This is a genomic window from Kitasatospora mediocidica KCTC 9733 (assembly GCF_000744225.1).
In the GTDB taxonomy this organism is placed as follows: Bacteria; Actinomycetota; Actinomycetes; order Streptomycetales; family Streptomycetaceae; genus Kitasatospora; species Kitasatospora mediocidica.
The window spans coordinates 166,924-180,740 of record NZ_JQLN01000004.1; the positions used below are offsets into that span (position 1 = coordinate 166,924).

Genomic DNA, 13,817 nt, shown 5'->3' on the forward strand with positions numbered 1-13,817 from the left:
CCTGAGCCGGAGCGACGCGTGACGATCGACTCCGGAGCCACCCACCGGAGGGCCGCCGTCCTATAGTTGGCTGATGCGCGCACACCCCATCGACCGCCCGGCCGATCTCGACGTCGTCCGCGAGTCCTACGACCTGGTGGCCGACAACTACGCCCACATGGTCGCGACGACGGGCATGGGTGACATCCGTCGCCATCCCTGGCTCAAGGCGTCGATCGACGCCTTCGCCGACACCGTGGGCGGGCTCGGGCCCGTCCTCGATGTCGGTTGCGGCCCCGGTACGGTGACCGGCTACCTCGCCGAACGCGGACTCGACGTATCGGGGGTGGACCTCTCTCCCCGCATGATCGAGAACGCGCGCCGCCTGTATCCGCAATGCCGCTTCAGCGTCGCCTCCACCACCGAGCTCGACCTCGGCGAAGCCTCCCTCGGCGGCGTGCTCGGGTGGTGGTCGCTGTTCAACCTCCCCCGCGATGTCCTTCCGCAGGTCCTCGCCCATTTCGCGTACGCCCTGAAACCGGGCGGGCACTTCATCGCCGGCACCCATGTCGGCGACGAGGATACGGTGCGCACCGAGGCATACGGAGGCGTGCCCGTTCGCTGGACCACGCACAAGTGGCGGCCGGAGCAGCTCGTGGACCTGATCGAGCAGGCCGGACTGCACCCGGTCGCCGAACTCCGGCTCCCTGCGGACGGGCAGACCGGACCGGGCGTGGTCGTCATGGCCCGACGCCCCGCCTGAGGCCCCCGGGCCTGCGGCCCCTACGAGGTGGTGTGGGCGCGGATCGGCCGTGACGCGGCAGCGCGTCATCGTCCAGGAACAGCTCCCGGGGCGAACGGGTGCTGGAAGGTGAAGGCGTGCGGCGCGGAGCCGTGGTCGTGGAGGTGTTCCAGCCTGGAGACCCCGTCCTGCCAGGTGGGTATCACGCCGTCGGAGACCCACCAGGACACGTAGGCCGGGTGTCCTGTCCGCTCGAACCAGTCGTTGCGCCTGTTCAGCGCCGTACGGTGCAGACCGGTGTAGACGGCGTCGAGGGCGGCGCGCAGGTCCGTCCAGAGCGAGAGGGTCGCGGCCAGGGCGGTGGTTTCCACCGTATGGCCCTTGTCGTACCAGGTCGGTACGGCGAACGCGCCCCATGCGCCCCAGTCCAGGTCGAAGAGGGTACCCCGGGCGCCGTCCGCCGGTTCGGCACGAGCGACGTACCCGGGGTGCCGGCTGATCGTCCGGTAGACGGCCTCACTGCTGCCGTGCAGTTCGCGCGTGAGAGGTCCGGGATCGGCGAGAGGTGACTTCAGGACGCCGAATGTGTAGAGCGCGAGTTGGGACATGCGTTTCTCCCTGGTTCAGCATGGAGGAACTCCGTTGCGAGCGTGGGCAATCGCCGGAGACACGGTGTGAAAGTAGCCGCCTCCGCGGGCCCTGTCGAAGTTGCGTTTCCGCTGTCCACATGGCCTCGTGCACCGGTCGTCGCGGGTGCTTGGCAGACGGTTAGGCTGGGCCGGGAAGGGAGCGTGGTGGTGCGCGGGTTCGGTCAGCTGGAAGCCGAGATCATGGAACGGCTGTGGGAGTGGGGACGACCGGCGACGGTGCGCGAGGTGGTCGACGACCTCAACCGGGTGCGCCCGGTGGCGTACACGACGGTGACCACCGTCGCGGACATCCTGTTCCGCAAGGGCTGGCTGCGCCGGCACAAGGACGGGCGCGCCTGGGTCTACGAACCGGTGCGCTCGCGCGAGGCGTACACCGCGTCGCTGATGCGCGAGGTGCTGGAGGAGAGCGGCGACCAGCAGGCGGCCCTGCTGCTCTTCGTCGAGGGCATGGACGACGACCAGGCGCGGGCCCTGCGCGCACTGCTGGAGCGGGACGGCGGCGGCCGCGGGTGAGCATCCTCCTGCTACTGGCCGGCTACCTGGCCGCCGTCGGATGGCTGGCGCCCCGGCGGCTGGCCGGGTCCGCCTGGTCGGTCCGGGCGCCGCGCAGCGCGGCGGCGACCTGGGCCGTCCTCGCCCTCTCCTGGGCCGTGGCGGCGGTGATGACCGTGCACGTGCTCGCGCTGCCCGGCCATCTGCGGGCCCGGCCCGGCCGCTGGCTGGCCCCGACCGCGACCGGCTCACCGCTCGAGGGCGCGGCCGGTCACCACCACGCGCTCTCGCTCGGCGCGCTGGCCCTCGCGGCGGCGGCCTGCGTGGTCGGCGCCGGCTTGCTGCGGGCCGCCAGGGCGAGGGCCCGGCATCGCGAGATGTTGGACGTGGTCGGCCGACGGGACCGGGCGCGCGGGTGGTGGGTCGTGGAAGACGAGCGGGCCGCCGTGTGGTGCCTGCCCGGGGACGGCGGCCGGGTGGTGCTGACCCGCGGCGCGCTGGAGCGCCTGGACGCGGAGCACCGTTCGGCCGTGGTCGCCCATGAGCGGGCCCATCTGCGCGGGCGTCACCATCTGGCCGTGGCGGCGGCGAAGGCGCTGGGCGACGCGCTGCCCTGGCTGCCGGTCGCCCGGCTGATGGCCCACCAGGTGCCCGTCCTGGTCGAGATGGCCGCGGACGACGCCGCGCTGCGGCACTGCACGCCCCGGGTGCTGGCGGAGGCGCTGTGCGTGGTGGCCGCCGGCGGGCGGCCGGGCGGGACGCTGGCGGCCGGTGCCCACGCAGCCGTCCAGCGGGTGCGACGGCTGCTCCAGCCGGGCGGGCGGCTGCCGCCTGCCCTGGCGCTGCCCGTACGGCTGGGCTGGTGGGCCGCGCTGGTCGCGCTGCCGGTGGCACCGGTCCTGGTCGCCTGCGGACCCTGAGCCGGCGAGCGGGGAGCGGGGGTGGTGATCGGGGGGCGGTTGCGCTGCTGCGACCGTCATCTACTAAGTTGATTAGAAAGTGGAGTGGCCGAAGCCCGCCGCACCGCTCGGGCCGGCCTGTGTCCGCAGGCGGCGCGTCACCTCGAAGGAGCCTGCCGCCCGATGGGAAACCACCGCAAGCCGAACCCGCCGGGCCGCCTGCGCGCCGCCGCGCTGACCACCGCCGCCGCGGGCAGCGTTCTGCTGACCACCGCCACCGGGGCACACGCCGACCCCGCGCCCACCGTGGAGAGCGTCAAGGCCCAGGTCGACCAGCTCAACACCCAGGCCGAGGTCTCCACCGAGAAGTTCAACGGCCTCAAGGCCAGGCAGCAGCAGCTCCAGACCGACGCCGCCCAGCTGCAGGACCGGGTGGCCGCCGGCCAGGAGCGGATGAACCAGCTGCGGACCCGGCTCGGCGCCGTGGCCGGCAACCAGTACCGCAGCGGCGGCATCGACCCGTCCCTCCAACTGATGCTCAACTCCGACCCCGGCAGCTACCTCGCCCAGGCCGCGGCGCAGAACCAGGCCGCCGACGGCACCGCCGCCCTGCTCAAGCAGGTCCAGGCCGAGCAGCGCCGCCTGGACCAGGACCGTGTCCAGGCCGCCGCCACCCTCGCCGAACTCGGCACCAGCACCACGGCGATGGGGAACGAGAAGAAGGACGTCCAGGACCGGCTGGCGCAGGCCCAGGCCCTGCTCAACAAGCTCAGCGCGGCCGACCGCGCCAAGCTCGCCGCGCAGGACGCCGGCCCCGGCGGCAGCGGCAGCGGCAGCGGCAGCGGCAGCGGCGCCGACGCCCGTGCCGCGCGCTCGGCCGACCGTCCGACGTACCAGGGTCCGGCCACCGGACGGGCCGCGGCCGCCGTCCAGTTCGCCTACGCCCAGCTCGGCAAGCCCTACGAGTGGGGGGCCACTGGTCCCAGCACCTTCGACTGCTCGGGACTCACCGGCGCCGCCTGGTCGGCCGCCGGGGTCTCCCTGCCGCGCGTCTCCCAGGACCAGTGGAACGCCGGACACCGCGTGGCCAGGGCCGATCTGCAACCCGGCGACCTGGTGTTCTTCTTCTCCGACCTGCACCACGTCGGCATCTACATCGGCAACGGCCAGATGATCCACGCACCGCGCACCGGCAAGAACGTGACGATCCTGAACCTCGACAGCATGCCGTCGTACATGGGCGCCGTCCGCCCCTGAGGTCCTGGAGAGCGCGTCTGACCGCAGCGGCCTCCTGGGTGGTCGGTCACTCGACTCGGGGGCGTTCCGGCGGATCGGTCAGAGCGTGGTACCTGGTGAAGGCTTCCCGGGCGTCGGGGACGAAGTTCGGGCTGCGGATCGCATCCCGGAGTTCGGCTTCGGTGAGCCAGGTGTGCCAGGCGACCTCCGAGGCATCCGGTGTGATCAGCTGGGTGACGGTGGCCTCGTGCACGCCCAGCCAGTAGGGGCTGATCACTCCGCGGCAGAGGTACTTGAAGACGAACCGTGGGGAGGCGCGGACGCCGATCTCCTCGGCGAGTTCCCGGGCTGCCGCGGCCTCGTATGTCTCACCCACGTTGGCGGCGCCGCCCAGCAGCCAGTTGTACCGGCCGGGGAAGCGGGAGTCGTCGTCGGGACGTCGGTGGACCAGGAACCGGCCTTCTGGGTCGCGGCAGACGGTCGTCGCGACGCGATGCAGCCACCGGCGGCGGATCGCCTCGCTACGCTCCACGACTGCCAGTACGTGGTCTTCCTCGTCGACGCGTTCCACCAGTTCGGCCATGGCGCACACGATGCCAGAGGGCACCGACAGGTCCGCGCCCACGACTGCTCGGTCCGGGAACCGTCTGCGCCGCTCGGCTAGGCAGCCGTCAACTGCCAGACGGTGGTGGTCTTGAGGGCGGTGTCCTCCAGATCGGCCACCACCGGCACCTGGTACGCGGCCAGCGCCGTGAAGCGCGCGCGGGGCAGGTAGGCCCGGCCCGGGTCGCCGACGATCACGAGCGCTCCCCTGGCCTGCGCGCGCTCCAGGAAGGGCAGGAACCGGCCTGCCATCGCCCGCTCGTAGAACACGTCACCGGCGAGCACCACCTCGGCCGGACCGCCGTCGCCGTCGAGCAGGTCCTCGACCGCCGCGTCCACCCGCACGCCGTTCGCCTCGGCGTTGATCCCGATCGCCGCGACCGCGTAGGCGTCGATCTCGGCCGCCCGGACCGATCTCGCGCCGCGCAGGGCGGCGGCGATGCCGACCAGCCCCGAGCCCGCCGCCACGTCCAGCACCGTTCGCCCCTCGACCAGTTCGGGGTGGTCGAGCACGTACCGCGCGACCGCGACCCCGCCCGCCCACGCGAAGGCCCAGAACGGCGGGGGCAGGCCGATCTCGCCGCGCGCCGACTCCGTCGTCTCCCAGAGCGCGATGGCGTCGTCGGCCATCCGCAGGCGGACCTCGGGGACGAAGGGAACGGGAGCCGGCCGGGTCTCCTGCCGGACGAAGGCCGCATCGGACGTCGAGGCCGGATCGGACGTCAGGGCCGCATCGGACATCGCGGGCGTGCCCGGCTGGAGCGTACGGGTCTCGTTCGGCATTCCCGCAGCATAGGGCTCCGCCCAGCCCCCGGACGCCACCTGCGGGCGGCGCGCTGCCCCGACCGGACCGCGCGGGCCCCGAGGTACACCACACGGCCCGCTCACAGTGATCGCAGTAACCTCACCTTTCGATACCGAACCGGTCATGAGCTGCACAAACGCTCGCGGTCAGGGGTGGTCGCGAGTACCATCCGGCTGACGGCCTCCGGCACGGCGCGCCCGCGTGACGGCACCGGCGGCAGGTCCTCGCGGGGCACCGGACGTCACCGCACACTCGTCAACCGCGCGCCAGTGCAGTCGCGCGAACGCGGAAAGGCAGCGTCTTGGCGGACCGACTCACCGGAGGAGACTCCTCGCTGCTGCGTCGCATCAACGCCGCGGTCACCCTGCGCGCGCTGCGCGACGGGCAGTCCGTCACGCTGACCCAACTGGTCGGCGACACCGGCCTCTCCCGGCCGACCGTGGAAGGCGTGATCGAGAACCTGGTCGAGTCCGGACTGGTCGCCGAGGTCGAGCAGACCCAGGACAGCAGCCGTCAACGCGGCCGTCCCGCACGCTGGTTCCGGTTCCGCGCGGAGGCCGGCCACACCCTGGGCATCGAGATCGGGGTGCACGGCGTCCGGGTCGTCCTGGCCGATCTGGCCGGCCAGCTGATCGGCAGTCACTCCCGGCTGGTCGACGAGAGCCTGGACGCCGAGGAGCGGGTCGGCGCGGTCCGCGCCGCCGTCGCGGAGCTGCTGCGCAAGGCCGGCGTCTCGCGCGACAACCTGTGGGCGGTCGGCGTCGGCAGCCCGGGGATCGTCGACAAGGACGGCGCCGTCCGGCTCGGCACCGCGATGCCGGGGTGGACCGGCCTGGATCTCGGCGCCCGGCTGAGACGCTCGTTCCGCTGCCCGGTCCTGATCGAGAACGACGCCAACCTCGCCGCCATCGCCGAACACTGGCAGGGCGCCGCGGTCGGCATGGGCGACGTGGTCTTCGTGCTGGCCGGGCTCAGCCCCGGCGCAGGCTCGCTGATCAACGGGCGGCTGCACCGGGGCTTCGGCGGCGCGGCCGGCGAGATCGGCGCGCTGCACCTGCTCGGCCAGGAGGCCACGCCCGAACGCCTGCTCTCCACCACCGGCCAGCCGCTCGACCCGCTGGACGAGGCCGCCGTGGCGCGCGTGCTGCGGCTGGCCCGCGAGGGCGACCAGGTGGCCAGGGTGGCGATGGACCGCTTCCTCGGCCGGCTGGTGCACGACGTGGCGGCCCTGGTCGTCGCCATCGACCCGCAGTTGGTGGTAATCGGCGGCGGGGCGGCCGGACTGGACGGCGTGCTGGACCCGTTGCGCGAGCAGCTGGCGCTCTACTGCCTGCGGGCGCCCGCGGTCACCCTCTCGGCGCTTGGCGAGGACGTGGTCGCGCTCGGCGCGCTGCGCCTGGCGCTCGACCAGGTGGAGGAGCAGCTCTTCGCCGTCGACCAGCCGACCTCACGCGGCTGAACCACAGGCCCGAAGTAACCGAAGTACGCGAAGCAAGGGCCGTACCCCGCCCGGGGTACGGCCCTTGTCGAGCGTCTCGCCGGCCTCAGGAAGCCGTGCGGGCGGCCGGGACGGCGGCCACCGGGGTGACCTCCACCAGGCCGGTCTCACCGAAGGTCAGCCGGCAGGTGTCCGCGCGGTAGGTCGACGTCCCCACCGCCGCCAGCCGGCCGGCCGCCGCGTACTGGGTCGTCACCACGAGCACCGGGGTGCCCGGCGGACGCTCCAGCAGCGCGGCCTCCTCGGCCTCGGCGACGCCGAGCTCCACCGAACGCGAGTCGCCGTCCACACCCAGGCGCTCCAGGCGGCGCAGCACCGAACGGGCCTGATCGTCGCTCTCGGCCTGCGCCGCACCGGCCGTGCCGCCGCCGGCCGACAGGCGGATGGCGGGCAGCAGCTTCAGCGTCGAGTCCGGCACGTGCAGCGACTCGGTGGCCACGATCTGCCCCTGCGCCACGCGGATCCGCCGCACGGTGTGGACGAGTTCGCCGACCGCGATGCCGAGCGCCCGCGCCAGCTGCTCCGAGGCGCCGGCACTGGTGCAGTCGACCGCACGCCAGGACTGGTCGCGGCTGCTGCCGGGCCAGCCCTCCTCGCGACGGCTGACCGGGACGCCGACCCGCGGCGCTGCCACCAGCGTGCCGATCCCGCGACGGCGGACCAGACGGCCTTCGAGCTCCAACTGGTCCAGCGCCTGGCGCAGGGTGGCCCGGGCCACGCCGAAACGGGCGGAGAGGTCACGCTCGTTGGGCAGTACCTGGCCGGTGGAGAACTCGGTGTCGATGGCGCGCAGCAGGACCGTGCGCAGGTGCCAGTACTTCGGCTCCGGTACCGCCGTGAGCTGTGCTGTCGCCACCTTGTCCTCCACCCTCGCCGGGCTTCGACCGCCAGGGGCGGGTCGCCGGCATCGTTGAAGGACCGTGTCCCCGTTCCACCTGCGGGTCCTGCCAGGTGGAAGCTCGGGCTTTATCCGTCCTTCTTTATTAAAGGTCCTTGCAGTAAGTGACCCTAGGGGGTTCCCGAGGAGATGGTCAAGACCAATGACGAGGCTTGACCGACCCATGGCACCGCTTCATGCCGCGTTCACGCCACGACGTCGACGCCCCCCGAGAACCCGCCAGCGCGGCGGTCCCGCACACCCCCGCACCCCCGGTACGCTGCCCCGGTGATCGTCGTAACCACTGTGAACGTGAACGGGATTCGGGCCGCCGCCAAGAAGGGCTTCGTGGAGTGGCTGTCCGCCACCGAGGCCGACGTGGTCTGCCTCCAGGAGGTCCGGGCCGAAGCCGACCAGCTCCCACCCGAGTTGAGCCGGCTGCCGGACTGGCACGCGGTCTGGGCGCCGGCCGCGGCCAAGGGCCGCGCCGGGGTGGCCGTCCTCTCGCGCGCGGAACCGACCCGCACGCAGATCGGATTCGGGTCGGAGGAATTCGACAATTCGGGCAGATATGCAGAAATCGACCTTCCCGGCCTCACCGTCGCCAGCCTCTACCTCCCCTCCGGCGAAGTCGGCACCGAACGCCAGGAGGAGAAGGAACGCTTCATGGCGGAATTCCTCGTCCACCTCGCCGCCCTGCGCACCCGCGCCGCCGCCGACGGCCGCGAGGTCCTGGTCTGCGGCGACTGGAACATCGCCCACCAGCAGGCCGACCTCAAGAACTGGAAGGCCAACCAGAAGGCCTCCGGCTTCCTCCCCGAGGAACGCGCCTGGCTCACCCAGGTCCTCGACGAGACCTCCGGCCCCGGCTACGTCGACACCGTCCGCCGCCTCCACCCCGACCAGGAGGGCCCCTACTCCTGGTGGTCCTACCGCGGCCGCGCGTTCGACAACGACTCCGGCTGGAGGATCGACTATCTGATGGCCAGTCAGAATCTCGCGGACTCCTGCACCAGGGCGTACGTCGAGCGAGCCGCCTCCCACGCCGAGCGGTGGTCGGACCACGCGCCGGTGACAGCCGTCTTCGACATCGGGTGAAGGGACTCTCCAACGCGTCATCCACCCATCGGGGTGGATGACGTAACCCGCCTGCAGGCAGAGCCAGTTGGCTGATTCGCGGCGGTCCGATGCGAGCACCTTCACACGCACTGGATCGCCGTCCCGCTCCGCAGACGCCCCAGTCGAAGATCCTCAGTCAATGGTTTGACGTCCGCCCGAACCGCTTTTGACGACCCAGTGCGAGGACGATCCGCCGGCACGCCCAGCCGGGCGCCCAACGCCGCGGGCTCATCCGACGCGAATTGTCAGACACGGCCTAGCCATGCCCGGGCGCCGTCCGGCCCGCGAAGTTCGCGACCGCTACTCCAGCGATCACGGACTGCGAGCCGATCACCAACGCCCGGAGACGCCGCCCCGTCAGAAGGGGATCGATCCGCTCCCGGTGATTCGTAGCGTCGTGCGTCCGAAACCCTGCACCGCCCTGGTCACAGTGAAGGCTCCTTCCCGGCCGTCATAGAGTCGCAGCCTTCCGGAGTGGCTCTCGTGCATCGACTCGAAGTCCTCGCCCGCCTCCTCGGCCTGAAGAGTGCCCCGCCAGCCCGTCTGACCGTGGCGGGGAGTCTCGGCGGTCAGTTCGGCGTGGACCCTGATCTCCAGGCCCCCGGCGAGAACCATGGCCGGCCCTTCGTAGCTGGATGTACCCATGCCTGCAGTCTGCCGCCGCCCGAGCCTGGTTGCGACATGGCGAAGGCGGCAGGCCGAGGGCACGAAACGGTCAGGGTCCCTCTCCGCTCGGCGCCGCCCCGTACGCCCCCGGCTTCAGGCCGCCGCTCTACGCCTGGGCGGCCGACAGCCTCATGCCGCTCGCGTCCGATCGCCAGGGCCCACCGGCCCCGGCACAGTGACGACGGGACAGCGCGCGTGGTGCAGGACTCCCTGGCCGACGGAGCCGAGCAGCATGCCGGCCTCGTCGAGCGCGTGCTGACCTGCTGTACGGAGCAGCGTGCGTTCGTCCTCCTGCCCGGCTCGGGCATTCGACAGTAGGCGGCGGGTCGCTGACGCACAGCAAAAGGCCGCCTCCGCATCTCTGCGGAAACGGCCTACGACCAGCGTAAACGCCGATCGGAACACCAGGATTGAACCTGCGACCCCTGACCCCGTAGCGAATCTACTGTCTTCCCGCTGAAGGGCCGGGCAAGAATTTCGCGATCACGAGTCGCAGAATAGCAATCCCGCCCTACTGATCTGCATATTTACTCCTCGCGGTCGCCCTGCCGGCCAGTTCTTCCGGCATATTCCAGGATACTCCGCAGAGCTCACAATCGGGCTCACCGAGAAGAATGATCGCACCGATAATTTCCATGCGCAGCGACTGCCCGAAGAGTCACCACGGAACGATTAATGGCATTCGTACTCAATCGTCCTCATCTCCACGACCGTGGTCACATCACTCGTTCGGCGCTTTCCGACGCTGCCGAGGCGTCGCGCCGGACTGCCCATCACTGCCGGTCGGCTGCAAGAGCCCCCGCCGTACACCTCGCCCACCCTCGGGGATTTCACAGCCAGAGCCCAACCCAGGGCCCGGACGCCGCTGCGACAAGATCCATCCTGCCCCGGGTATCGCAGGTTGAGAGCCGGTGCGATCCTGAGACAGGGAGAACCCCACTGAGCGCTCGCGGATCTACGTGGTCACTAAGCCACAAACGCCGACAGGGGAGGATGGCCACTGCGGCGACGGCGATGCCAACGGCGGAATTCACCCGGGACAAGGAGCGAGGCTGCGGTGGACCGGTCGGAAGGATTCGGTGAGGGGCTACTGGGGCATCTGCTGGACCGGGCTCACGAGATGCCGCCTCAGCTCATCGGTCCACTGGTGGCGGAAGAGGTCCGCGCGATCGGCGGCCGGGACGTCTCGATCCTCCTGCAGGACTACGGTCAACTCCTGCTGGTGCCGCTCCCGGGCAACGGACTCACCGTTGGAGATCCGGTGTCCATCGACGGTTCTCGGGCTGGCGCGGTCTTCCTCAGCGCGACCCCGGCCGAGCATCCTCAGGCTGACGGCGTTCGGATGTTCCTCCCACTCCTGGACGGCGGCGACGAGGTCGGGGTCATGGCTGTCACTCTCGACAGCGTCGATGACGACGACCGCCGGTTGCTGCGACGTCTCGCCAGGCTGGTCGCCGACATCCTGGTCACCAAGAGCGGCTACACGGACTGGTTCTTCCAGGTGCGGCGCCGCGAGCCGATGAGCGTGGCTGCGGAGATCCAGTGGTCGCTGCTGCCGCCACTGTCGATGAGCACCCCGCAGGTCGCGGTTGCCGGAATCCTGGAGCCCGCCTACAACGTCGCCGGCGACAGCCTGGACTACGCCCTCAACGACGACATCCTGCATCTGGCCATGATCGACGCGATGGGTCACGGCTTGAACGCCGCCGTACTGGCGACTGTTGCCGTGGGCGCCTACCGGCATGCCAGGCGCGCTGGTGTCGGGCTTGCCGAACTGTACGCGTTCATGGATGCCGCCATCGACGAGCAGTTCGGCCCCGACCACTTCGTCACCGCGCAGATGATGCGCCTGAATGTCGAAACGGGCCATCTGCAATGGGTCAACGCCGGCCACCCGGCGCCGCTGCTGATCCGCGACCACCAGGTGATCCAGGCCTTGGACAGCCCCGGAACCCTGCCGGTCGGCTTCGGCGGTGCCACACCGCAGATCAGCACCCGGCAGCTCCGGCGCGGTGACCGGGTGCTCTTCTACACCGACGGCCTCGTCGAGGAACACACGACCGGCGGGAAGCAGTTCGGCGAGGAACGCCTGCTCGACACGATCGAACGCATCGGACCCGCCAGTGGCGCCGTACGGCAGACAGTGCGAAACCTCTCCCATGCCCTCATGCGCGAGCGAGGCGGGACCACGACCGATGACGCGAGCCTGTTCCTGGTCGAGTGGCGCGGCGGCGCTACGGACAGCCGTACATCCCCGGAACAGTAGCCGCCCGCGGCAGCGACCAAAACGCCCCGGGCCGGCTACCACGCGGGAGCGCGATGACCGGCCCGCCCTTCTTCAGGAATCGAGGCGCCGCCGCGCTGCTTGTTCTTCGGACGGCGGGCCCGTCAGCGGCTGTCCCGGAGGGGCCGGATGTCAGGTGCTCCGGAGGTGGGCTGGGCGGGCAGCGGGACGAACGGGCTGGAGGCGGTGGCGGCCCTGCGCCGCAGGAGCCGAGCGGCACGAGCAAGGCGGAGGAGGAGATGATCCGGCAGGAAGACGGCATCGGCGATGATCATGGCGCCGGAGAAGACCGGCAGCCCCAGGAGGACGGCGATCCCCGCGTGCATGCTGAGCAGAAGGGCCAGGGTGACGTACTTGAGCCTGCTGAACAGGGCGAACGGGAAGGCCACCTGAACCAGCACGGTCAGGTAGGCGCTGACCGCGAGGATGAGACTGTGGTCGTCGGCCAGTTGGGAGAGGGCGGGCCACGGCCGGAAGAGGTCGAGGTGCAGGACGTAGTGCAGCGCGGTGCCGTCGCGCCAGAGGCCGCCCTGCACCTTGTAGAGGCCGGCGGATCCGTAGAGCACGCAGACCTGGGCCGCGATGACGAACATGCCGCAGTTGTGGACGAGCGCGGCCAGCCGGCTGCGGACCAGGGCGGCCTGCTGCCGCCACCCGGACAGTGCCCCGGGGCGGGTCTCACCCCTGCGCAGCCGTGCCCGACGGGCGTCGAGGGACCAGTGGCGTCCGCAGGCTGTAAGCGTGAGGTAGAGGGCCATCAGCACGATGAGGTTGTCCCCGCCGTCCGTCATGAAGACGGCCCGGCCGTCGAACGAGGTCACCACGACGGCGAACAGCACGGAGACCGCCCTGGTGTGCCACCCGAGCGCGAACAGTGCGGACGTCAGGACGGCCAACGCATAGCAGGCCTCGAACCAGGCGCCGCTGTCCGAGAGCGTGAGAAGACTGAACTCTCCCGTCTGGCCCAGGAGTTCGCGCGCCAGGTCGGGAGTCCACGGTGAGCCCGGGCCCCAGATCTCCTCGCGGTGGGTGAACTCACGCAACAGGAAAGCGAGATAGAGCAACCCATAGCCGATCCGCAGCACAGCTGCCGCGTGGAGCGAGACGGCCCGCTCGGTGAGGAAGGTGAGCACCCTGGTGACCGGGTCGGGCCTGCGGTCAGTGGTCATGGGACTTCACCTGCCACCACGGGAGATACCTGCTGTCGGAGGGATCGCCACTGGGGGTCGGGGCGGCGGGTACTGTCGATGCCGGGGGTGTGATCGGTGTACTGACGACGCGCAACTGGACTGCGTCGAAGGCGGAGTGCGCACCGGCGGCGAGGCGTTGGGCCGCGATGTTCGCCACGTACTCCTGGAGCAGCCGCGCCCGCTCCGACACGGGCGTCCGGCCGGTTCCCTGGGTGTCGAGGTAGGCGGACAACGCCCGGCGCAGCATGTTCTGCGCCGTGTGGCTGGGGAAGGGCGAGTGCAGGACGGCGGCGTCGTCGATCGCTGTCAGGTCGAGCCACTCGCCGACCCGCCGCGAGCCGTCGGGAGCCGTCGACGCCGTCCGGGCCGAGATCTGCCGGCGCACCGACTCCGGGTTCGGGGCGAAGAGCTGCCAGTTCTGCTCGAAGTAGGGGTAGATCCAGGCGTCGGTCTGCCGTTGGTACCGCTGGGAGACCGCGTTGGACGGTGCGACGTGCAGGAACACCAGGCAGACATGGCCGAGGACCGCCAGGACGCAGAGGACGGTCGCGAAGGCCACGGTCAGCGCGGCCGGAAGCGACAGGGCCGGAGGCGCTGCTCCCGTGCCGCCCACCTGCTCCGGCATCCTCTGGGCCTGAGGCGCGGTGAGGCTGCCCACCGGCGGACGTCCGTTCTCCGCGCAGGTCTGGTCGATGTCGGTCATCGTTTTCTCGTGGTCAGCTCGCACCTCGTGCCATCCCGTCTGCTATCTCACCGTGACGAACCGCGATGTCCCCA

General features: G+C 71.1%; 14 protein-coding genes. 7 read left to right on the forward strand and 7 right to left on the reverse strand.

The features are described from left to right. The first annotated feature begins 73 nt into the window (after positions 1–73). The gene (locus tag BS80_RS08640; protein ID WP_035795158.1) at positions 74–742 is read left to right on the forward strand and encodes a class I SAM-dependent methyltransferase; all 669 of its coding nucleotides are present in this window, start codon (positions 74–76) and stop codon (positions 740–742) included. Positions 743–807: 65 nt separating this feature from the next. On the opposite strand, the gene BS80_RS08645 is transcribed toward BS80_RS08640, so the two are convergent. Continuing rightward, positions 808–1,329 carry a DUF3291 domain-containing protein gene (locus BS80_RS08645; protein ID WP_035795161.1) on the reverse strand — a complete coding sequence of 174 codons (522 nt, stop codon included), beginning with the start codon at positions 1,327–1,329 and terminating at the stop codon, positions 808–810. Positions 1,330–1,518: 189 nt separating this feature from the next. Here BS80_RS08645 and BS80_RS08650 point away from each other — a divergent pair, with 189 nt between their 5' ends. The 3 genes from BS80_RS08650 to BS80_RS08660 all read left to right on the forward strand — a co-directional run bounded on the left by BS80_RS08650 (position 1,519) and on the right by BS80_RS08660 (position 4,019). Beyond that, a complete protein-coding gene (locus BS80_RS08650) occupies positions 1,519–1,884 on the forward strand; it encodes a BlaI/MecI/CopY family transcriptional regulator (RefSeq protein ID WP_035797007.1) in 366 nt (121 codons plus the stop codon). After that, positions 1,881–2,783: a M56 family metallopeptidase gene (locus BS80_RS08655; RefSeq protein WP_035795164.1), complete on the forward strand. Its 903-nt coding sequence runs from the start codon at positions 1,881–1,883 to the stop codon at positions 2,781–2,783. The genes BS80_RS08650 and BS80_RS08655 overlap by 4 nt, the downstream gene beginning before the upstream one ends. A 162-nt stretch (positions 2,784–2,945) precedes the next feature. Then, on the forward strand, positions 2,946–4,019 hold the full coding sequence (locus BS80_RS08660) for a C40 family peptidase (protein ID WP_035795167.1): 1,074 nt from the start codon (positions 2,946–2,948) through the stop codon (positions 4,017–4,019). A 46-nt stretch (positions 4,020–4,065) separates the two neighbouring features. On the opposite strand, the gene BS80_RS08665 is transcribed toward BS80_RS08660, so the two are convergent. Both BS80_RS08665 and BS80_RS08670 read right to left on the reverse strand, forming a co-directional pair. Then, entirely contained in the window at positions 4,066–4,581 is a 516-nt protein-coding gene (locus tag BS80_RS08665; protein WP_035797008.1) for an NUDIX domain-containing protein, read from the reverse strand. 77 nt (positions 4,582–4,658) lie between these two features. Beyond that, positions 4,659–5,384, reverse strand: a complete 726-nt coding sequence (locus BS80_RS08670) for a class I SAM-dependent methyltransferase (protein ID WP_232246413.1) — start codon at positions 5,382–5,384, stop codon at positions 4,659–4,661. Positions 5,385–5,707: 323 nt separating this feature from the next. On the opposite strand from BS80_RS08670, the gene BS80_RS08675 reads away from it, so the two are divergent. Continuing rightward, a complete protein-coding gene (locus BS80_RS08675) occupies positions 5,708–6,865 on the forward strand; it encodes an ROK family transcriptional regulator (RefSeq protein WP_035795170.1) in 1,158 nt (385 codons plus the stop codon). A gap of 85 nt (positions 6,866–6,950) precedes the next feature. Here BS80_RS08675 and BS80_RS08680 read toward each other — a convergent pair whose 3' ends face one another. Continuing rightward, complete coding sequence (locus BS80_RS08680) at positions 6,951–7,760, reverse strand: GntR family transcriptional regulator (RefSeq protein ID WP_035797010.1); 810 nt, start codon at positions 7,758–7,760, stop codon at positions 6,951–6,953. Between the two features lie 309 nt (positions 7,761–8,069). Between BS80_RS08680 and BS80_RS08685 the strand changes: the two genes are divergently transcribed. Continuing rightward, positions 8,070–8,879, forward strand: a complete 810-nt coding sequence (locus BS80_RS08685) for an exodeoxyribonuclease III (RefSeq protein WP_035795173.1) — start codon at positions 8,070–8,072, stop codon at positions 8,877–8,879. A gap of 378 nt (positions 8,880–9,257) precedes the next feature. Here BS80_RS08685 and BS80_RS08690 read toward each other — a convergent pair whose 3' ends face one another. Next, a complete protein-coding gene (locus BS80_RS08690) occupies positions 9,258–9,545 on the reverse strand; it encodes a DUF4873 domain-containing protein (protein WP_157536077.1) in 288 nt (95 codons plus the stop codon). A gap of 1,078 nt (positions 9,546–10,623) precedes the next feature. Between BS80_RS08690 and BS80_RS08695 the strand changes: the two genes are divergently transcribed. Beyond that, entirely contained in the window at positions 10,624–11,832 is a 1,209-nt protein-coding gene (locus tag BS80_RS08695; protein WP_035795179.1) for a PP2C family protein-serine/threonine phosphatase, read from the forward strand. A gap of 122 nt (positions 11,833–11,954) precedes the next feature. Here the strand turns inward: BS80_RS08695 and BS80_RS08700 are convergent, their stop codons facing one another. Both BS80_RS08700 and BS80_RS08705 read right to left on the reverse strand, forming a co-directional pair. Then, a complete protein-coding gene (locus tag BS80_RS08700; protein ID WP_035795182.1) occupies positions 11,955–13,019 on the reverse strand; it encodes an HTTM domain-containing protein in 1,065 nt (354 codons plus the stop codon). Further along, positions 13,009–13,743 (reverse strand): DUF5819 family protein, encoded by a 735-nt coding sequence (locus BS80_RS08705; protein WP_232246414.1) that lies wholly within the window; start codon positions 13,741–13,743, stop codon positions 13,009–13,011. The genes BS80_RS08700 and BS80_RS08705 overlap by 11 nt, the downstream gene beginning before the upstream one ends. Between the last annotated feature and the right edge of the window lie 74 nt (positions 13,744–13,817).